Below are 19,772 nucleotides of genomic sequence, written 5' to 3' on the forward strand. Positions count from 1 at the left end.
ACCTAGAAAGAAACACAAAGTATCCCTCAATACGTGCAAAAAACAACCACCGCGGGGTGGAGCAGCCCGGTAGCTCGTCAGGCTCATAACCTGAAGGCCGCAGGTTCAAATCCTGCCCCCGCAACCAAATCTCGCAACAATATGAATACCTTACGCCCCGCCTTCGCGCGGGGCTTTCTGCGTTCCGCCACCCGTGGAAGCACTGTGGAAGCAAGAGGGGCCGAAACCCCTCGCGCCATTGCGAAACGCAGTGCTCGATCCTGCTGGCGCTCCTCTCTCGCGCCGCCGCGGTTCGCCGAACCTAGCCGTTGAGCACTAATGATCGCTGGAGAATAACCCGCTTCGCGCCTATTCATTCTTCATGGATGACGAGGAAGCGAATCTAGAAGCGGGCACAAAGGGCGCTGAAAGTGCGACTCTCGGGCGCACAATCAGCAGTAACCAGGATCTGCTGGCGGCGATCATGGATTTCTATGCCCGCAACCCGAACGTCATCGGTGGCGGCGATATTCTTGCCATCGCCGGGAGCACGCCCGCCGCCCGCGTCGGCATGGTTGCTGCGTCGCTCGCCGGCATTTTGATCGAGGGCGACGAGCGCGCGATCCAACGCGTCGTAGTGGTGACTCCGTCTGGAGGGGATGTCGCGCAGGCAGACGGTCTTGTCTGGAGCAGCTTTGTACAATCCTTCGAATCGCTCGCCCGCCGGCCGCTTAGGCAGGACGAGGAGGCGTGGTTCCGGGATCGCCTGATTGTCCATGCCGCTCCAACCGGACGTCACGCCAACCTACTAGAGCTGGTTGCCGGTCAGGTTGAAAGGACCGCACTGATCGTAGTCGAGGCGGCCGGATACCGCGACGACACGATCGCACCGTTCGTGCCCTCTGGTGCGCCGAACCCTCTAATCCCGGAAGACGTCTGGGTGCCGCAGGTGCATGCGCTCGCGGTTGCAGTCGCGCCCTTAGCCTTGGAGCGGAAGCTCTACGTCGTCCTCGATATTAATGAGAGCTGGCGGATCCGACCAGAGCTTGGCGACCTCCTGCTCTCAATCGACGCATTCGGCGTAGTGGGATCGACGGCGGACGAAAGCGCAGAGGCCGTCATTACGCAACGCATTGATGATTGGGAGCGGTGGGTCGCACGAGGTCAAGCTGGCCGAGCCCTTGCCGACGTTGACGCGCTTCCACCCGTAGCAGATTCACAGAAGCCATTTCTCAAGGTCCAGCTGCTCCACAAGGCAGGTCTTCGCCTTGAGGCGTTGACCATGATCCGGACCGAGTTCCTCGCGCGACCCGACCTTGATCCGTCTACCCGTGTGCGGCTCGGCCGTATCGCCGAGGATGCTGGCGCAACGCGCCTCGCTGGCGAGCTCATTGGGTCTTGCATCGATGCGTTGGAGAGTCGTGAGGACCTCGAAGCCGCGCTCAGCACGTTCGAGCATTGCGACCAAGACCTTGCGGACCGCATCGCGGCACGGCTCGAGGCTCGGTTTCCTAATGCCCAAGGCGTCCGCCGCCATCAGCGTCAGCAACTTCTTCGTGCCCGCGATCACGCGGGTATCGCTGAGTTGCTGCGCGACGACAACCCTCCGCGATCCGCCTTCCATGCGCGCCTTGCCAAGGCGTTCGCTGGCAAAGGTGTCCCAGACTATGTCGAGCTCATCCGCTCTGGCGAGACGGCGCAGGTATCGGAAGACTACCGTCTGGCGAGCGTGCAGGACGCACTGGCGCGCGGACTTATCGTGCATGCCTTTGGCCTTATCGGCGCCATCCCTAAGTCCGATGCACAGGCTCATCGTTGGGAAGGGCTCGCGCTCCAGGTGCTCGAAGGGGGGTTCCTCTTGGCTGGGCCGGACGGCGAACCTGCCGCCGGTATCGACACAACTAAGGAGTTGCTTTCTCAGCTGATCGGGCGCCTCGCCGCCGATCCGATGAACGCGGGTCTGCGCTACGGCCTCATTGAGGTGCTCAAGCCAGAGGTCGCCGGCACGACGGGGCTGGCTCTGATAGCCAAGCTCGTCCTCGACCTTGCAGGTAGGCCCGTCGCCGTCGAAAAGAGCGCACTAGAGGTCTCGGCGAGCATGGACTGGCTGTTGGCGCACAAGCCATTCCTCCACCGCGCGCTCAACTGGCTCCAATCCGAGCAACCAATCATCATCGGTAAGCTGGCGCTGCCGACGGAGCTTTTAACCGAGAGCGCCGATGAGGCGATCTCGGCTCTGTCATCCTATATCGAGCGGGCGCCGATCTCTAATGACAGCGATATCCACGCACTACAGCTCTATCTCGTACTTGCAGCTGCCATCGCGCCGCATGCCGCAGACCCCGACATTGACCTCAGGCTCTACCGCCTGGCCGCTGGCAAGATCGCGACCAGCAACTTTGCGCAGACAGGCCGCGATCTCGTAGAGGCAGCGCTTCAGGCGGGAGTGGCGACGCCTAGACGCCGACGCTTGGCCTGGTTTGCCGTGGCTGACACCTATCATCGGACGCGTGATCATCTAACCGCGCTGGTGGCGCTTGCCTGCGCCTTTGCGGCGGACAATCGCGCTGACGAGGAGGAGCTCTGGCAGGAGGTCTACGGATTGACCCGCCTTCTTCGCGACATCGGCTTGCTAGACGCGGCGCTTACCATGGTCGACACCGGACGTGAACTGCTCGAGCGGATGGAGCTCGCCGAGGCATATGGCCATCGGCTTGAACTCCTGAGCCTACAGGTGCGACTGTCCCGACGGGACCGTGATGACCCAGCTGAGCTCGCGACCATGCTCGCCGAGGCCACCGCAATCGGGCGCGCTGTTCTTGATCGGCGCGACCAGACCGCGCCTAGCGGCATTGTCTTGGGGCAGCTCATCCGCGACGCGCGCGAGCGGGGCATCGAGGTGCCTCACGAGGCAGATGAGGTCTTCGCCGAACTCAACAAGTGGGCAGGTGGGGCTCTTGCAGCGATGATCGCCGCTACCGCCGCGCAGGTACCCACGCCCGCTCAACTTGCCGGTCTTGTCGCAGCCATGCCTCCAGCACGTTATGCGGAGGACGTTGGCTATGACATGGGGAATATCGCCACCCTCGCGCAGCGGTGCCTTGCGGATGAGGCAGTACTACATGTGGCTGAGGACGCGAGCTTCGTTTTGGAGCTTCTCGCAGACCGAGGAACAGCGCTTCCCAACTGGGACGAGGCGGCCGCACCACCAGCGCTTCTGGAGCAGGGCCAGCCGGCCGCAATCGCGCGCTCAATCTCTGCGGACGGGGTCGATGTCCTGCAGTTGGGTTTCGATGCCACGGGTCGATTGATCCGTCTCGCTACAAGCAATGGCGATCTGGGCAAGCCGACTGTGGAGGATGGCGACAAGTTCTCTCGCCCCGCGTTCCAGGCTGGTCTCAATCCTTCCCGTTTCGCTACGGCGTTGATGAAAGCCCAAACCTCTTCTACCGCACTACGGAATGTCTGCAGTTGGGATGGTCAGCCGCGCGCCCGACGATTGTCGCAGCATCGAGCGAGCTTCAGGCATTCCCGCCCACGATCCTCTATGACGGGACGGAGTTCTTGGGCCGAAAGGTTGCGTTAACCGCTGTACCATCTCTCGCCTGGCTGAGCGGGGCGCGCGAACGCGCCCATAAAGGCGATGGCCGCCGCGTCGCATGGATATCGACTGCGGAAGGCGAGGACGGGCGCTCCACCCTGACGCTGCTCGCGCAGCGCCTCGACGGACCGTTCACCGATCATGGCTTCGCGGTTGATAATGGTGGCGTCCTGCCAGAGCGCTTCGCCGGCGCTTCTATGGCGGTCCTGACGGCGCATGGTGGCGTTCACCCGGATGGACGCTTCTTCCAGTTGGTCTCCGACGAAGGCGTCCTCAAGGTCTCGGCGGCGGACCTTGCCGCGGCCGTTCGCAACGTGGGCGTCGTGGTCCTTTTCATCTGTAGCGGCGGCCGTGCGGACAAACATCCGATGGCCAACACCACCCTGGGCCTCGCTAAGCAGGTCCTCGACCGTGGCTGCAGTGCCGTGATCGCCTCGCCATGGCCGCTCGACTCTCAAGTGCCACCTCACTGGCTCGAGGCATTTCTCGCGCGGTGGGAGGGCGGCGACCGCTTGATGGACGCAGCTTTTGCGGCGAACCAAGTGGTCGACAAACGCTTTGCCCTGGATCCCGCGCGCGGTCTCGCGATGATGACCTACGGCGACGGACTTTTGACGAAGCCCTAAATGCCACTCTCGGCCAAAGTGTTACGATCAGCAGGCCGGAGGCGCTGGAGCGGGCGGTTCCGCATGCCGCAGCGAGGTTGAGTTCAATGGTTCCGACCGTGGCAGTGCTTGAACTTCTTTCCTGATCCACAGGGGCAGCGTTCATTGCCTCCAGTTTTTTTTCCGCCTGAACGCATAGCCGACGCTGCAACGGGCTCTGCTCCACCCATCTGCTTCGCGGCCTTAGCAAGAGAGCCTTGCGGAGGTAGCCGCTGCGGAGGGGGCCCATACCTCCGGAGATCTGCGATCAGCTCCCGCTGGCTCTCCAGTTCCTTTCGAACGAGGGGAGAAAGACCGGCCTTATAGGGCTCGAGACGGGCCATTTCAGCTTCAGCGTCGGAGAAGCGTCTGCAGTAGGCGAGTACGACCGCGTAATGAGAACGCACCGTGATCATGTAGTCGGCCGGCTTCCACTGGCTGAGTTGAGGCAGGATAATGGTGTCCATTATTTGCAACGCGCCTTGGAAGTCGCGCATGCTGATGAACTGATCGACAAGATCCTGCCCCACACGGAACAGGGATTCTGGTGCACGCGCCAAGTCGTAGAACTTCAGAGCATGGATGCGGGCGAGCGGTGAGGGCCTTCCCATGGCGTCGCTGGCTTTGGCGAGCACGTCGAGAGCGTCAGCGAGATGCTTGATATCGTCGACGTCTGTTCCCTCTTTCGTCATGCGCGCCAATTCTGGCGCATTATTCCCCATCACCTTGGCCGGTGTCAGGCCAATGAGCTCGTAATATTCTCGAATGACCGTTTGAACCCGTTTGGACGCAGCCTCCGGATCGCCCAGAGCGAGTTCGGCGCAAGCGACATTGTAACGAAATACGCGCTGATGACCCGGAGGAAGAGCCTCAACGATGGGGGTGAGCTCCGAAATCAGCCGCATCGCGACGCGACTGTCGCCGTCGCTGGCTAGGAAGTTCATCCGCTTCATGCCCACGCGAAGCCGTTCCTCAGCTCCCAGATCGTGGGCCGTGATCAAAGCGTCCATTCGGTCCAACCAGAATGCGGCCCGGTCGGAACCAGCTCTGATGTCAGCGAATGCCAGTGCATCGAGCGCCTTCATCTGCTGATCGGGAGGAATGGTGTCGTCCTGTGCACCGTGTACGAGGAAAGCTTCGACTTCGGGCCAGACACCCATTTCGTGGAAGAGCTCGTCGGTCCCCAACTCGACCAGAATATCTAGGCGCCCAACCTCACCGGTAAGCCGGAGAAAGAGGGATAGCTTTGCCGGGTGCCAGCTCTCCAGGAGGCTCTTCTGAACTACACTTCGCAGCGACTCCTGTCGCGCTTTCATGCTCTCAGCGCCCCGGAGAAGCAGCCGTCCCTTGCCTACGACGCGTGCTGCATCGTGGAGCTTGATCCGGTTGTCAGCGAAGACTTGGAGCAATCCGCGACCCATCAAGTGCCGGAGAGCGGCGTCGAAGACTGCCGGATTGGCATCTCCCGCTGCAGCAAGATAGGAGCGCACTTCCTCGCGTCTGAGTGGCGCATCGCATATGCTGAGTAACTCGGCGACGCCAGCCACTGCCACGGGCAACCGTTCGAAGATCCGTCCGAGAATGAGATCTTGCGCGATCTCCCTCGTGTGTGCTGAACGCGCGAGATCCGCACCCAGCCGCTTCAACGAACCATCGTAGTCCGATTTTGCAACCGAGATGGCGTTGAGAACGAATAGTGGTAGGCCGCCAGTGAGATCGATTAGCCGCTGGCAATCCGCGGCATCACCGTGGCAACCTTCACTATGGGCGGCGGCCGCCACCGTGTCGGGGGCCCATCCCAACAGGGACTCGCGCGGAACTCCCAGAATTGCCTCGAGGGTGGAGACTTCTCCTTCAGGACGTCCCAGAAGCACAAAACGTATTTCCCGGCCGGCCTCGATGACGCCCAAAATATCATCCGCCCGCAAATGGTGAACATTGTCGAGGGCGACGGTGACGGCTCTGCCCTGCTCGGCCAGACGACGAGACAAAACCCGGAGGATCTCTCGCCCGGAGGCGCCAGGGAGGAAAATCTCTCCAAGGCGGTAACCCGTTTCAAACATCCGACCCGCGACCTCGCGTGCGACCGCATTGGCGAGGGCAGAACCGGGTGTATCGGCGACGTCGAGGTAGACCAACGGTTCTAGGGCGTGCTGGGCTGACTGAGCCAGCCACGAGGTCTTGCCGGCCCCCGAGTAGCCGACGATCAATCGGACCCTCTCCCCAGTCAGCAGTTCTGGTTCCTGCTCCTGAACCCGGTAGGGAGATGGAGGTAGAGGCAGGTCCTGCAACTGCAGAACCATTTGCTCGAACAGGCTAGGAAGCTCTCCAACCTGAAAGGCATGGTCTAGGGCCTTATCTTCTCCGGTTGCCGCAAGCGATACGAGACCCGCCAGCTTCCAAACGAGCGTTTCCGGAGCGAGCGTTGCGAAAGGCAGGCCTTCCGCCATCTGGTAGGCCGCTTCAGCCGCTTCGAGAAGCGATGCTTGGGGAGCCGGAAGGATGCGGTCGTCGGGATCAGCCGCTGGCCAATCAATCCGCACATCGACCGGCCAATCGGCCGCGGCGAGCTTGGCGGCGAGTGGGCCGTTCGGTGCCGCGTTGCTGACGATCAGGAACGCGGCGTCTCCGTCGCGCTCTCCCCTTTCGTGAGCCGAGCGCAGTTCGCCAAAGCGCGTCAGGGCTTCCTCAATATCGTTCCATGCGAGCGGCTTTTTCCGGTGCTTCACCTGGATGTAGATGCAGCGCCCATCAAGTTGCACCTCGACATCTTCGTCGTTCTCAACCTCGACCCGCTGAACTGACAATGACGTTGCCGATAAGAGGCACTGCACTGTGTAGAGATGTTGAAACAGGAAGCCGCGATGCACGGCTTCGATACGAACGAGCTGGGCTGGATCCAGAACGTTGGCTCGATTCTGCGCCGCCGAGGTCAAATACAAGGTCTCCGGCTATCCGAGCGCTGTAGTCGACTGAATCCCCAGTCCATGAGGTTCTCTCGACCCGGAAGTGCAGATGACCGATGCGGTCCCCATATTATTAACCGTCATAGTATCTCCGTCAAAGTGGTTCCGTCCCGCGACTGAGGATGCTCAAGTAGTCGCTGTAGACATACATCCGGCCACGCTGCTTTCCCGTCACCTCCCGCACGATCCCGAGATCCTCGAGGTGTTGGATCGACTTCGCAATTGTCGGGGGCGAGATGCTCAGCCGCTGCGCCGCTGCGGGAATGCCGATGATCGGCTTCTGCTGAAGCAGCTGGTGCACCCGAAGGGCGGATGCGGCCGGGCGCCCGAGATCCTCGATCCGGTGCCGATCGGCTTCGAACAGCGCGAGGATCTCGCGCGCCGCCTCTGATGCCTGCAGAGCCGTCTCGGCGATGCCGTCTAGGAAGAACTCCAGCCATGTCTCCCAGTCGCCGTTCTCACGGACCTGCTGCAGCAGGTTGTAGTACTGGCGGCGATGCGTCTTGAAATAGAGACTGAGATAGAGGATCGGCTCCTTCAGGATGCCCTGCGTGCAGAGCAGGAACGTGATCAGCAGCCGACCGAGACGACCGTTTCCATCGAGAAACGGATGAATGGTCTCGAACTGCACGTGGACCAGCCCGGCCTTAATGAGGGTCGGCATTTCTGGCGTGTCGGCATGGATGAACGCTTCCAGGTCCGACATGAGGTCGAGGACGTGCTCGGGCGGTGGCGGGACGAAGAGGGCATTGCCTGGTCGCGTGCCACCGATCCAGTTCTGTGACCGTCGGAAGTCGCCTGGTTGCTTCGTGCTACCGCGGCCCTTTTCAAGAAGGATGGCGTGGATCTCCCGGATCAGGCGCAGGGAAAGCGGAAAGCCTTCGCGGATCCTGTCGAGGCCATGGTTCATGGCGGCGACGTAGTTGGAAACCTCCTGCACGTCGTCGAGCGGGACGCCCGGCGCTTCCTCACTCTCGAAGAGCAGCAGGTCGGAAAGCGACGACTGCGTGCCCTCGATCTGCGACGACAGCAGCGCCTCCTTGCGGACGTACATGTAAAGAAAGAGCGGGGTGTCGGGCAGGATGGAGGTCACGCCATCGAGTCGCCCGATCGCACGGTTCGCGCGCTCGAGGTGACGGTAGAGCCGTTCCATCCTGACTGGCGGAGACGGCGGCAAGGGTGGGGGCACGAACGCCTCTGCGCGCTCCCCCGCGGTCGAGATCGCTACAAGCTGTCCTAGGCGCGATGGCTCCGCTGCTAACGCCATGGTTGAAAAAGGATCCTTTCCTTGGCAGAGTGATTGCGAAAGGATAGCCCAAAATCCTTTCTTGGCCTTGTTTCTAACGGAAGGTTCCTTGGTTTGTCGAGCGCTCATTCCCCCAGTCCGCACCGGGTCCGGTTCGGGCGCACCCTCTAAGCCGGTGGCGCGATGGGACATCAGCGCCTCGGCAAACTCCCCACCCACCGATACCTGCCGGACATCGTCAGGTATCTGGTGACCGGTGGCGCACCCACCGCGCCGCTGGTGGAGCAGGTGACCGAAGTCAGTCGGGACGCGCTGAAGCGCGCGCTGAGGGACCCTGTCTTCGTGGAAGCGCTGTGGCTGCTCATCAGGTTGCCGCAGGCCGCCGCGTCGAAGGATTTCGGGGCGGCGCTCGCCGAGATTGGCATGGGAGCGCATCCGCCGACTTCGGGTGCCGAGCTGATGGTGGCCTACAACAATGCATTGGAGCGCGTGCAAAGGCGTGCCCATGCGGGATCAACGGACCTTGGCGACATCGCCCGCCAGGCGGGAGCTGCCGCGCTCGCCGAGGCCGTGGAGGCGGGCATGCCGATGTGGTCCCCAACCGCTGCCGATGTGCAGGCTTCGGTGGCGGCGCTGAGGTCACCGGAGAAATTCGGCGCCCTGGCCCACCATTTCCACGCGAACATCGTGGAACGCGTCATCCACTATTACGTCGATCGAAACTTGCACAAGCTCGTTGGCGCCGATCGCGTCGCGCGGTCTGTCCATGATCTCGCGACCTACAATTCCGCGATACGCCGTCACTGCATCGAGGCTGCGCTGATCATGCGCGCCTTCGCCAGGGACTGGCTTGGCAAGAACCAGTACCGAGACGGCAAGGACATATCGAGGGATGATGCCCGCCGCTTCTCGGCCTTCGCCGTTGAGAAGATTGGGAACGAACTCAAGAACAGGAAGAGGTCAAATTGAAACGGTGCCTGATCGAATGCGGCGTGCCGCAGGCATCCGAGGCTGATGCGCTCGCGATGAACGTCAGCGAGCCGGGCAAGAACGTCAATCTGAGGATCGACTACATCAGCCGCTCGATGATCGGAAACATTCCCGACCTGTTGATCGACCTCCTCGAAGTGGCGGCCTATGTGTACTGCGCCGATCAGCGCATTGCACGTGGGTCCGCCATGCTCACGAACTTCGGGGAAGACTGGCGCCGCAGTTTGACCTTCTCGATTCCCGTACGTCAACCTGAGGTCTGGCAGCGTGCAGATGTGCAGGAGCTCCTCCTCGATACGCTCGGGTTCTTGTCCGACGACAGCTATGAGATCAGTTTCCGCAAAGCGGAAGCGCCGGTGCAGCCGCGAGAGCTGTATTTTCCGGAGCTTCGCGACGCCTTCCAGGAAAACGATGAGGTGGCGCTCTTCTCCGGCGGTGTCGATTCCTATGCCGGCGCTGTCAACGACATCGTCACTCTCGGCAAGTCGGTAACCCTCGTCGGTCATTACTCGTCAACGAAAGTACGAAACGTTCAGGAAGAGCTTATCCGCGATCTGAGACAGCGCGGGTATGAAAGGCGGGTCTCCTACGTTCCCGTCTGGGTCTCGAATGAGGTCGCCAAGCCCGTCGAGTTCACCCAGCGGACCCGCTCGTTCCTGTTTGCCTGTCTCGGTCTCGTCGTGGCGCAGATGTCGGGCAAGAACGGGTTCAGCTTCTATGAGAATGGGGTTGTCAGCATCAACCCGCCCCTGGCGGGCGACGTGGTCGGCGGCCGGGCAACGCGTACGACGCATCCTAAGGTTCTCCGCGGGTTGGAGGCGCTGTTTTCGACCTTGCTCGACAGTGAGATTGAGATCCGCACTCCGCTTCAATGGCTGACCAAGAAAGAGGTCACACAGAAGATCGCCGATGCGGGCGTTGCAGACATGCTTGCCGCCACGGTGAGTTGCACGCGACCGCGCAGCTGGACGGTCAAGCAGAAGCACTGCGGGCTCTGTTCGCAGTGCATCGACAGGCGGTTTGCCATCTTGGCTGCAGGACTGGGACAGTATGAACCGTCGCAGAACTACAAGCGCGACCTCCTCCTCGGGGATCGCAGCGCGGACGATGAGTTGCGAATGGCTCTGAGCTATGTCGCGTTCTTTCGAGACGTCGCCGCGATGCCGAAGGCGCGTTTTCTTTCTGGGTTCCAGCAGGTCATTTCCGCGCTCGATCACTTTCCTGATCTGTCAGTCGACGAGGCAGGATCACGCCTGTTCGAGCTGTTTCAGCGGCATGCGCGCTCGGTAGAAGAAGTCATTGCCAAGGCGCTCATCGAGCATGGCGACCGGCTTTACAGGGGCGAGGTTCCGCCTGGTTCGCTTCTGGCGACTTGCTTCACTCGAGACCATGTCGTGATCGCGCCGGAGTCTGACTATGATCGGCAGGCCACCGATTTCGTCGACAAGCTCAGTGCTCCCATTCTCGAGTTCGCGGTGGATCACGATGCCGAGCAGGTGCTCTTCCATGGCGGGTATCTTCTCGAAGGTGCGAACTACCGCTTCGTGAACGCGCTGGTCGAGAATTTTCGGAAGGCCAAGCGGACGCGCTCGGAGGTCCAGTTCATGCCACCTCACGATGTGGCGGACAAAATCGGCGTATCCGAGCAGTCGATGCGCCAGCAACTGCGCAGGTTGCGAGACGCGCTCGACCCGCTGGCGGTGATGCTCGGGATCCCGCTGGATCAGGACAGTTTCATCGAGACCAAGGATCGCGCTGGCTACCGCCTCAACCCGGCATGCCGCGAGATCGCCCTCGGCGACATTCAGCCCGCGAATCCGGCTGCGTCACAGGAATAACGACCCGACGTCACAGGCCGCCGCGCACAACGTCACAATCTGCCAAGCGAAGCCCCGTTTTTCGCGGCTTTTTTCTTGTCTGCACGTCACAAGAAAGCCCGGGCGTGATCATTTCCCGCATGGTCCCAGGTCTCGCTGAGGAAGTCGCTGAGATCGGCCCAGACCTCCTCGCGGGCCGTGTCGCCCGCCAACACGACATGATCGACCAGCCAGTTCGTCGCGGCGGCGCGGGCGGTGCCGGCGGCGGTGCGGGCGCCGAGGTTCTGCGCAAGCACCCCGCGCTGCTTCGCCGGGTCGGTCTGGCTGTCCCACTGCGCATCGGCCTTGAGCGGGTCGATCGTGCCGTCCGCCTCGACGCTGATCCGGCCGCTGGCAATCGCCTTGCGCACCGCCATGTCGCTCACGCCGCGCATCGACGCGTATCTGCGGCGCGAGACGCCCATGGTCAGCTGTTCCTCAAAGCAGAAAATCCGCTAATCAATGCGGATGTAGGTGGAAAGTAGACGTGCTGCTGGCAGATCAGGGTGATCGAGATCCTCCGGCTACTCGTCTATTCCAAGGAGCGCCCTCAGCTGATCAACCTTTAGCCATGGCCTGATAGTATGGATGGCACGATGGCAGGTCGGACAAACCATTTTCAGATCTGACGGCTTAGTTTTCACACAATGTTCGGGGTTGGCCAGCCCTACATCGTGATGCGCTTCGATAATGCGATCCCGCAGCATTTCACTTCCGAAATATTCCGCCGGTTCGAAATCGCACGCTTCGCAAAAAAGACGTCCATGCTTGTGAATAAACTGCTCCTTAGCCTGTTTTACTACAACCCGGGATCGCTCACGCGATCTATGCAGCCTTTCTATTAGAAACCCTTCCGGGAAGCTCGGCTCCTCCTCCTGTTCGACAGATGAAACTGTGTCAGGAAGTAGAACCCGCCCCTTGAGGGCGATATACTGTTCTTTAGTCATCTTCAGCGGCAGGAAGCGCGGAGTGGTGACCTTGTAGATATCTGACGGCATCGGTACAGGTTGTGCGAGGATATATAGGTCCTGAGGCGCAAGTGAAACGCAGTAGTCGACAACCTCCTTCCTCAGCAGCTTAGAAAGTTGCGCAACGGATTTGCCGCCATATCGCGTTCCGAGACTTCTGACTTCGTTGAGCGCAAATAGCTCTTGAGCGCGCCTCCGGACAACCGACTCCGGCAGATCTGACACACCAAAGCTGGCGTTCTCAACGAAGCCGATAATCATCGGGTCGGGCCTAGCATGTACGCCAAGGACAAAGTTGAAAAGTCCGTTATCAAATCCCGCTGGAGTTTCTCTGAGATACAGATGGTAGCGCCCATCCACCCAAACATCCTTGGAGAAATTCCAATCCTCGTGTGCGAGACCTTCCTTGCCGAGGTAATCCTCGCCCCCCATACGTCCGCCATGGGGCCGAGTCCAGCCGAGTTCATTACCGGCCATCCGGATATATCTGAAGTTGCTCATGCTGGTCCCTCTGTTGTTCGTTGCAGCTGAGCTACCGACGCCATGCTCGTCAAGAGTAAGCGCGTCCATGTCGGACTGCATGCCAGGGAACTGAACTATCGAGCGATCCAATACTTGGAGTTCGAACTGTTCAGGTTCAACGAGGGGTCGCTGATTCAGTCAGGCGGGTACCGTTCGTCCGCCAGTGACTACCTCAAACACACGCCCATCCCTTTCCGGCACCGCCACCCCGCCTGTCAGGTTCTGCCATCGTGCCACGGCCACATCGACATAGGCGGGGTTCAGCTCGATCCCGTAGCAGACCCGACCGGTGTTCTCGGCGGCGATCAGCGTGGTGCCCGAGCCCATGAACGGCTCGTAAATTGCCTGCCCGGGGCTCGAGTTGTTCAGGATCGGCCGGCGCATGCATTCAACCGGCTTCTGCGTGCCGTGCGTGGTTTCGGCATCCTGATCCTTGTTGGCGATGTGCCAGAGGGTCGTCTGTTTGCGATCGCCGGCCCAGTGGCCCTTGCCGCCCTTGCGCACGGCGTACCAGCAGGGCTCGTGCTGCCAGTGGTAATCGCCGCGGCTGAGGACCAGCCGGTCCTTGGCCCAGATGATCTGCGAACGGACATTGAAGCCGCAGGCGATCAGGCTGTCGGCGACGGTGGTGGCATGCAGAGCACCGTGCCAGACATAGGCCACATCACCCGGAAACAGTGACCAAGCCTCGCGCCAATCGGCCCGATCGTCGTTCAGCACCTTGCCAGTTCGCTTGGTGGCGGAGGCGCCGGATTGATTGCGCCATGCCGGATCGTATTCCACGCCATAGGGCGGATCTGTGACCATCAGCATCGGCTTCACGCCGGCCAGCAGCTTCTCGACATCGGTGGCGACGGTCGAGTCGCCGCAGAGCAGGCGGTGGCTCCCCATGATCCAGACGTCGCCGGGGCGCGAGACCGGTTCGATTGGCGGTTCTGGCACCTCGTCTTCACCCTCGACCGCGCCATCGTCGCTGTCGCCGAGATCGCCCAGCAGCTCGTCCAATTCAGCTTCGGAAAAGCCGATGATGTCGAGATCGAAGTCGATGTCGCGCAGGCCTTCCAGCTCGAGGCGCAGCAGTTCCTCGTCCCAGCCGGCATTCTCAGCAATCTTGTTGTCGGCGATGACCAGCGCGCGGCGCTGCGCCTCGGTCAGGTGGTCGAGGACGATCACCGGGACGTCGGCCAGCCCGAGCTTCTGCGCCGCCATCAGCCGCCCATGGCCCGCGATGATGACGTCGTCGCCGCCGATCAGGATCGGGTTGGTGAAGCCGAACGCGGCAATTGAGGCGGCGATCTGCGCAATCTGGTCGTCGGAATGGGTGCGCGCATTGCGGGCGTAGGGAACGAGCCGCGGGGCGGGCATCATCTCGATCTGCAAGGCACGTCCTCCGTTCCCGCCCCTTCGGGTCATGAAAAACGCCGGGCGGTGGGACGCCCGGCGGCAGTGATCTGGCGGTCCGCGAACCTGCGAACCCAAAGGTGCGAACCCGGGGCGCGAACCCAGAATTTTGCCCTGACGCTAGAGGCTTAGCGTGCCTCTGCCCCCCCCGGATAGCGTTGCCGTTGCGGAGGAGCCAGAGCCGGGGGGAGGGGCGGCGGGCCGCGTTCCTGTCCCGATCTTATGGGCAATATGGCCTGTTTCGGCGGTACTTGTCGCGCCCGATGTTCGACCCATTCGCACCCTCACGGCGGCTCTTTCGCGGCCTCGCCGCGCGCCTTTGCGCCCGCCGCATCCCCGGTCGTTTTGGTGCTGTGCGGGCGGGCGCTGCTTTTCCTTTGCCTGTTCAACCGGTTGGCAATGGTCACCAGCGCCGCCGTCCAGCGCCGCCAGGCGGTGGACCGGACGCAGCCGACATGACGGCAGATGGTCTGCCAGCGATGCCCCTCGGCCCGCATCCAGACGATACGGCGGTTGTCGGCGGCATGCTGTTCGGACACGCCCCCGATCAGCGCCAGCCATTCCAGCGCCTCCTCCATGCGCTGGATCTCGCGGGCATTGGGGATCACCCGCATCGTTGCCTGCTCATAGCCATAGGCGTGTTTCGCCTCGTAGACGTAGTCCGGCCAGGAACGGCCATAGCCACGCGCCCCCGAATCGGGCGGGTTCGGCAGGCGCTTCAGCGTCAGCGCAGCTTCCTCGAAGCGGTCCTCGATCTCTCTGGGCGTGATCATGGCTGCTCCTTCATGGCCGGGACGGGGACTCCGCGCCGGGCGAGGCGCTCGACGCTCACCAGCCCGGCCGCCAGCAGGGCTTGCGCCATGGCATTGCTTATGGCGCTGGGCGGCAGGTAGCGATTGCCGTTCACCCAATCGGCATAAAAGCGCAGCTGTGGGCTTGCGCTGGTCTTCTCTGCGCCTTGCGGCCTTGCCGGTTGGCGAAGGCGTTGCTGATGGGCCGCGTGCACCGCATCGCTGAAGTAGGCCCAGGTCCGGATCGGGCTGATCCGGATATGGGTGGTCCGCGCCCGGATCACCGGCAGGATGTCAGCATCAAAGTCGATACCGTCCTGCAGCCAATCCGTGATCACCTGAACGGTCTTGATGATCTCGGCGCGTGAGGCGGGGCAGAGGCCGGGGCCGGGGCCGGCTGCGGCCAGGCAGCGGGCCTGCGGATCAGAGTTATCCACAGCTCGACCTTTGGGCGGTGGCGTAGTAGTAAGGTTCATAGGATGGTTTGGGTGAATCTGATTCACGGGTTGGGGTGAATCACCTTCACGGGTTACCCGTGCACCAGATTCACGGGGTGAACCCTGTTCACGGGTTGCAGTGGAGTTATCCACAGGCTGTCCTCGTGTCGAGGGCAGGTTATCCACAGCCTGCGGAACGATGGCATATTCGACCGTGAAGCCGTGTTTACAGTCGCGCTGGCCTGCCTCCAGAACCAACCCGTCACGGATCAGTTCCTGAATGGCGAGTTGTACCGCGCGCCGTGAAAGTTCCAGATCGCGGGCGATATTGGCCTTCGAGGTCCAGATGCCGCTGCCATTATCGGCAGCCTTGTCGGCCATGTAGAGCAGCACCGATTTGCGCGTGGCCGAGCCGACGGTGCGACGTTGCACCGAAGCCGAGATCAGATTGCTCATCCGGGCCTCCGTCGCTCTGCAAGCCGGGTGCGAAACCCGTGCGCTTTCAGCGCGTCCAGCGCATCCTCTGGCGAGCGCACCAGCGCCCATGCCAGCCCTGTGCCGCATCGCGAAACGCACTCTGCGCCGGGCTGAGGCGACCGCGCAGGCTTTTCACCTCCAGAAACAGCACCCGCCCTCCCTCGAGGATCTCCTCGATCGCGCGGGTCTCGAAGGCCGTGGGCGCGATGAAGCGCAGCACCGCGTCCCAATTGATCGCCGAGATCATCGCACTGAACAGCAGGCCGATCAGCATGGCGAGCATGATCAGCGCGAGCGCGAGCGCGAGCGCGAACACAATCCCCCAGATCAGCGCCACCCCGGGCTTGTCGTCGTGACCCCTCATCGCCCGGCCCGCCCACGGCCGGCGGTCTTGCGGGTCTCCTGCTCGAGCAGCCAGTCGCGCACCGCACCGCGCCGGTAGAGCACCTTGCGGCCGATGCGGATGCAGGGCGGGCCGATGCGCCGGGTCTCCCAGCGCTTCAGCGTATCGGAACTGACGCCGTTGATGCCGGCCAGCTCGCGCCGCGGCATCCAGTCGTCGAGAAGCCCCTGGGCGCTCTCGGATGTGATCATCGCCTGATCGATCATGGTACGGTCCTTTCCCCGTGATTGCAGGGCAAGCGAGAGCACGGGCGCGGGACCGGCGGCGCGGCGCGGACCGGCGCGGGAGGCGCCGCAATCGTGCCGGTCCCATTTTTCATGGGGTTTGCGGCACATTTGCGGGCGGGATCGGGGGCGAGCGGCGCGGTGCCACCGCGTGCGCGCCGGCCCTGATCGCCGAGGGTGCACGCTTCGGAGTAGTCAACCTGTGCGTGTGAGTGTGCCAGAGGCATCGGCCTGAAAGGCAAGCCTTTCAGGAACATCAACAATTCAGGAAATAATCGATGTCTTTACCGAAACGGGCGCTATTCACGCTGTCCGAAGCTGCTGCACGCTGGGGCTGCCAGGTTGCCGATATTGCCGAATGGGCACTGTCGGGCCATCTGGAAATCATGACGGTGATTCCGCTCACGCGCTTTGGTGACGCGGTTCTCTCAGACCGGGTGGTGATTGCGCCCGGCGATATCATGGCGGTGTTTCGCCGCTGCGGGACTGGCCCGCACCAGGGGATCATCCGTCGCGCCCGTGCGCTGGGCAGCAGTGAGTGGCGGAATGTTTCGCCGCCGGAATCCGGGTTGGCGATTACACGCGATGACCTGGTGCTGTCCGCCGCCTGCGTGGCGCGGTTCGAGGAGGAGCATGGCGTCTTCCGCCGGGTCAATCCCAATGCGAGTAAGGGCCACGATTGGGAGGGCTTTTACGGCGCCCTGATCCTGCATCTCTTCCAGCGCGGCCTGCCCGAAAAGCAGGCTGATCTCGTAGGCGAGATGCAGGACTGGTTCATCGCCAACAGCACGGATGGTGATGCGCCCGAAGAAAGCACCATCCGCAAGCGGGTCAGCCCGATCTTGCGGATGCTGCACGCGGAGGCGTGACCTCCTCGGCCGAGGCGGCGGAATGCACGAGCCTCGGCCGTATCCGCATCATGTTGGCCACCGCATCGACGCTGGCGCGCAGTGCCGAATCCATCAGATGCGCGTAGCGCATGGTGGTGCTGGACTGCGAATGGCCCAGCAGCTTGCCGATCATCTCGAGCGAAGCACCGCCGCTGACCAAGAGTGAGGCAAAGGTGTGCCGCAGATCATGGATGCGCACCCCGGGCAGCCCGGCCTGATCCTGAATGCCCCTCCAGAAGCGGCGGATTTCCTGAACCGGCTGGTCCTTGTCCGCGACATCACCGGGAAACAGCCAGTCGCAACCGACCGGCACGGCGGAAAGCCTTGTCCGCACCAGTGCCGCCGTGTCGGCCGAGATCGGCACCCTGTGGATCCGGCGCTGCTTGGTGTGGCCGCCGGCTTGACCCATGCGCAGCGCTCCAGATCGAAATGCTCGAACCGGGCCATGCGCACCTCGCCCAGCCGTGCCCCGGTCAGCATGCACATGCGGATGATGCCGGCGGCGCGCTGGTCTTCGGCGGCGCCCAGCGCATCGCCGAGCCGGGTGATCTCCTCCATGGAGAGATACCGCTCGCGCTCCACCTCGACCCGGCGGCGGAAGCCCACCGCCGGATTGTCGGGCCGCATCTTCCACTGGACGGCGAGGTTGAACAGCTTGCGCAGCATCTCGCCGGCACGGTTGGCGCGCACCGGGGTGGGGCGAGGGAACTTCAGCGGCTCACGCCGCTTGATCTTCGGTTTCTTCTTCGCGGGCCGCGATCGCCCTTGTGCAATCAGGTTCAGCACCCGCTCGACATCGGCAGCGTCGATGTCCGCCACCAGCCGGTGCTTCCAATGCGGCCCGATCAGCTTCTTCAGCATGGATTCCTGATCGGCGGCGTTGCGTGGGGCCAGATGGCTGGCATGTTCGCGCAGGTACCGCTCCACGAGATCCGGAAAGCGCGGCGCCTCGCGGGTCTCCTCGCGCTCGGCCAGCGGGTCCAGCCCGGCATCGACATCGCGGCGCAGAGCCTTGGCCCGCTCGCGCGCGGCGGTGACGTTCCATTCCGGCCAGCGCCCGATGGTCAGCCGCCGCTGTCGCCCGGTGGCTCGGTAGTCGAACATGAAGCTGCGGCTGCCCGATGCGTAGATGCAGATCGACAGCCCCAGCACGTCGGTGTCAAAAATCTGCCATGCCTTCGGGCGCGTCCCGGCCGCCCGGACCAGCTTCTCGGTTAATCTCTCTCGGCTTTTCAATGGATTGATCCTCGTCGTGCAGTCCGACACATGCGTAGATACGCCGGCTTATCAACAAGATGATTCACCAACCGGAATACAGGCGCGGACCGGCGCGGGAAGGGCAGGGAAGGGCGCCGGTCAGGTGCTTGGGGGCTGTCCAGCTGGCCATCCGCGCGTTGGCGGCGATCTCATATGGATTCAACTGCAACGGGCGGATAGGGTGAGCGGAAAGCCGCTTAAGCTGGCAACAGGGAACCACTCTCGGACAACATCTCACGGTCGAGCGTCAGGTCCGCCACGATCTTCTTCAGCCGTGCGTTCTCGTCCTCGAGCTGCTTCAAACGCTTCATCTCGGTCGGCAGAAGTCCGGCATACTTTTTCCTCCAGTTGAAATAGGTCGCCTGGCTGATCCCCGCTTTGCGGCAGATCTCCGCAACCGGCGTTCCGTCTTCGCCCTGCTTGATAATGAACGCCTTCTGCGCGTCCGAGAAATTGCTCGCCTTCATCCGATTCCGCTCCTCTCCCAGCCAGGAAAAGCGTAGCGGAAAACTCCAGCTTCAAACGGTCCAGTTTGCGGGGATCAGATCAAGGTTGGGCAGACTCTACATCACAGCGAGGGAACTTTCGGGGGGCAGGTCAGGTCTATCCCCGCGAGCGCGGGGGAGCCCAACTCCACCACTGGGCCAACGCCTGGGGAATGGGTCTATCCCCGCGAGCACGGGGGAGCCTGCGGCGGAACGTGGCGCAGGTGGACGGGGCGGGGTCTATCCCCGCGAGCACGGGGGAGCCCCGCGCTTGGCCCCCTGACCGTCGCGGCCGGGGGGTCTATCCCCGCGAGCACGGGGGAGCCCGACCATCCGCATTTCGTCGCCGTGCCAATAGGGGTCTATCCCCGCGAGCACGGGGGAGCCGGCCTCGGCCTGCGTTTTGGCGACGCGCTGGTGGGTCTATCCCCGCGAGCACGGGGGAGCCGACCTGACCCGCGGCCGCTTCCAGGAAGCCTGGGGTCTATCCCCGCGAGCACGGGGGAGCCCGGGCCGGTCGGTCTCATCCAGCGTGGTGAGGGGGTCTATCCCCGCGAGCACGGGGGAGCCCCTGAGCGACAGCGTCGGAGCCGCCGAGCCACGGGTCTATCCCCGCGAGCACGGGGGAGCCCGGG

The 19,772-nt window shown here is 62.7% G+C and carries 14 protein-coding genes, 1 tRNA gene, 2 pseudogenes and 1 CRISPR repeat array (1 of these 18 running past the window's edge); of the genes and pseudogenes, 6 read left to right on the forward strand and 11 right to left on the reverse strand.

Annotated elements, in window-relative coordinates:
- Positions 1-50 precede the first annotated feature (50 nt).
- The 3 genes from ACFQXB_RS16345 (at position 51) to ACFQXB_RS16355 (ending at position 4,206) form a co-directional block, all read left to right on the forward strand.
- Positions 51-127, forward strand: a tRNA-Met gene (locus tag ACFQXB_RS16345).
- A 234-nt stretch (positions 128-361) separates the two neighbouring features.
- The gene (locus ACFQXB_RS16350; RefSeq protein ID WP_377405996.1) at positions 362-3,565 is read left to right on the forward strand and encodes a hypothetical protein; all 3,204 of its coding nucleotides are present in this window, start codon (positions 362-364) and stop codon (positions 3,563-3,565) included.
- Positions 3,544-4,206 (forward strand): hypothetical protein, encoded by a 663-nt coding sequence (locus ACFQXB_RS16355; RefSeq protein ID WP_377405997.1) that lies wholly within the window; start codon positions 3,544-3,546, stop codon positions 4,204-4,206. Before ACFQXB_RS16350 ends, ACFQXB_RS16355 begins: the two co-directional genes overlap by 22 nt.
- 83 nt (positions 4,207-4,289) lie before the next feature.
- Here the strand turns inward: ACFQXB_RS16355 and ACFQXB_RS16360 are convergent, their stop codons facing one another.
- Together ACFQXB_RS16360 and ACFQXB_RS16365 are read right to left on the reverse strand one after the other, a co-directional pair.
- Positions 4,290-7,166 carry an SEC-C metal-binding domain-containing protein gene (locus ACFQXB_RS16360; RefSeq protein WP_377405999.1) on the reverse strand — a complete coding sequence of 959 codons (2,877 nt, stop codon included), beginning with the start codon at positions 7,164-7,166 and terminating at the stop codon, positions 4,290-4,292.
- Between the two features lie 118 nt (positions 7,167-7,284).
- Positions 7,285-8,343 (reverse strand): Fic family protein, encoded by a 1,059-nt coding sequence (locus ACFQXB_RS16365; protein ID WP_377406001.1) that lies wholly within the window; start codon positions 8,341-8,343, stop codon positions 7,285-7,287.
- Between the two features lie 276 nt (positions 8,344-8,619).
- Between ACFQXB_RS16365 and ACFQXB_RS16370 the strand changes: the two genes are divergently transcribed.
- On the forward strand, positions 8,620-9,405 hold the full coding sequence (locus ACFQXB_RS16370; RefSeq protein WP_377406003.1) for a hypothetical protein: 786 nt from the start codon (positions 8,620-8,622) through the stop codon (positions 9,403-9,405).
- Entirely contained in the window at positions 9,402-11,264 is a 1,863-nt protein-coding gene (locus ACFQXB_RS16375; RefSeq protein ID WP_377406004.1) for a 7-cyano-7-deazaguanine synthase, read from the forward strand. Before ACFQXB_RS16370 ends, ACFQXB_RS16375 begins: the two co-directional genes overlap by 4 nt.
- 86 nt (positions 11,265-11,350) lie before the next feature.
- On the opposite strand, the gene ACFQXB_RS16380 is transcribed toward ACFQXB_RS16375, so the two are convergent.
- The 7 genes from ACFQXB_RS16380 to ACFQXB_RS16410 form a co-directional block, all read right to left on the reverse strand.
- Entirely contained in the window at positions 11,351-11,707 is a 357-nt protein-coding gene (locus tag ACFQXB_RS16380; RefSeq protein ID WP_377406006.1) for a terminase gpA endonuclease subunit, read from the reverse strand.
- A gap of 99 nt (positions 11,708-11,806) precedes the next feature.
- The gene (locus ACFQXB_RS16385; RefSeq protein ID WP_377406008.1) at positions 11,807-12,751 is read right to left on the reverse strand and encodes an HNH endonuclease; all 945 of its coding nucleotides are present in this window, start codon (positions 12,749-12,751) and stop codon (positions 11,807-11,809) included.
- A 159-nt stretch (positions 12,752-12,910) separates the two neighbouring features.
- The gene (locus ACFQXB_RS16390; protein ID WP_377406161.1) at positions 12,911-14,185 is read right to left on the reverse strand and encodes a site-specific DNA-methyltransferase; all 1,275 of its coding nucleotides are present in this window, start codon (positions 14,183-14,185) and stop codon (positions 12,911-12,913) included.
- A gap of 272 nt (positions 14,186-14,457) precedes the next feature.
- Positions 14,458-14,946: a DUF6362 family protein gene (locus ACFQXB_RS16395; protein ID WP_377406009.1), complete on the reverse strand. Its 489-nt coding sequence runs from the start codon at positions 14,944-14,946 to the stop codon at positions 14,458-14,460.
- On the reverse strand, positions 14,943-15,857 hold the full coding sequence (locus ACFQXB_RS16400) for a helix-turn-helix domain-containing protein (protein WP_377406011.1): 915 nt from the start codon (positions 15,855-15,857) through the stop codon (positions 14,943-14,945). The genes ACFQXB_RS16395 and ACFQXB_RS16400 overlap by 4 nt, the downstream gene beginning before the upstream one ends.
- 46 nt (positions 15,858-15,903) lie before the next feature.
- A complete protein-coding gene (locus ACFQXB_RS16405) occupies positions 15,904-16,215 on the reverse strand; it encodes a hypothetical protein (RefSeq protein ID WP_377406013.1) in 312 nt (103 codons plus the stop codon).
- A gap of 23 nt (positions 16,216-16,238) precedes the next feature.
- Complete coding sequence (locus ACFQXB_RS16410; protein WP_377406015.1) at positions 16,239-16,487, reverse strand: helix-turn-helix transcriptional regulator; 249 nt, start codon at positions 16,485-16,487, stop codon at positions 16,239-16,241.
- Between the two features lie 296 nt (positions 16,488-16,783).
- On the opposite strand from ACFQXB_RS16410, the gene ACFQXB_RS16415 reads away from it, so the two are divergent.
- A complete protein-coding gene (locus ACFQXB_RS16415; RefSeq protein WP_377406017.1) occupies positions 16,784-17,374 on the forward strand; it encodes a hypothetical protein in 591 nt (196 codons plus the stop codon).
- Here ACFQXB_RS16415 and ACFQXB_RS16420 read toward each other — a convergent pair.
- Positions 17,337-18,631 (reverse strand): annotated as a pseudogene (locus ACFQXB_RS16420) (tyrosine-type recombinase/integrase). The gene ACFQXB_RS16415 and the pseudogene ACFQXB_RS16420 sit on opposite strands and share 38 nt — an antisense overlap.
- A 242-nt stretch (positions 18,632-18,873) precedes the next feature.
- Positions 18,874-19,119 (reverse strand): annotated as a pseudogene (locus ACFQXB_RS16425) (transposase); the annotation flags it as partial.
- A 132-nt stretch (positions 19,120-19,251) separates the two neighbouring features.
- Positions 19,252-19,772: direct repeats of the CRISPR family, unit length 29 nt; unit sequence GGGTCTATCCCCGCGAGCACGGGGGAGCC; it runs 3,719 nt beyond the window's last position.

Origin of the sequence: Halodurantibacterium daqingense (genome assembly GCF_042666235.1) — a bacterium.
Classification (GTDB): domain Bacteria; phylum Pseudomonadota; class Alphaproteobacteria; order Rhodobacterales; family Rhodobacteraceae; genus Halodurantibacterium; species Halodurantibacterium daqingensis.

Excerpts from the sequence above, each read along its gene's own strand:
- ACFQXB_RS16350 (WP_377405996.1), top strand. The coding sequence starts at position 362 with ATGGATGACGAGGAAGCGAATCTAGAAGCGGGCACAAAGGGCGCTGAA.
- ACFQXB_RS16365 (WP_377406001.1), bottom strand. The coding sequence starts at position 8,343 with ATGGAACGGCTCTACCGTCACCTCGAGCGCGCGAACCGTGCGATCGGG.
- ACFQXB_RS16370 (WP_377406003.1), top strand. The coding sequence starts at position 8,620 with ATGGGACATCAGCGCCTCGGCAAACTCCCCACCCACCGATACCTGCCG.
- ACFQXB_RS16380 (WP_377406006.1), bottom strand. The coding sequence starts at position 11,707 with ATGGGCGTCTCGCGCCGCAGATACGCGTCGATGCGCGGCGTGAGCGAC.
- ACFQXB_RS16385 (WP_377406008.1), bottom strand. The coding sequence starts at position 12,751 with ATGAGCAACTTCAGATATATCCGGATGGCCGGTAATGAACTCGGCTGG.
- ACFQXB_RS16390 (WP_377406161.1), bottom strand. The coding sequence starts at position 14,185 with ATGACCCGAAGGGGCGGGAACGGAGGACGTGCCTTGCAGATCGAGATG.
- ACFQXB_RS16395 (WP_377406009.1), bottom strand. The coding sequence starts at position 14,946 with ATGATCACGCCCAGAGAGATCGAGGACCGCTTCGAGGAAGCTGCGCTG.
- ACFQXB_RS16400 (WP_377406011.1), bottom strand. The coding sequence starts at position 15,857 with ATGAGCAATCTGATCTCGGCTTCGGTGCAACGTCGCACCGTCGGCTCG.
- ACFQXB_RS16410 (WP_377406015.1), bottom strand. The coding sequence starts at position 16,487 with ATGATCGATCAGGCGATGATCACATCCGAGAGCGCCCAGGGGCTTCTC.
- ACFQXB_RS16415 (WP_377406017.1), top strand. The coding sequence starts at position 16,784 with ATGTCTTTACCGAAACGGGCGCTATTCACGCTGTCCGAAGCTGCTGCA.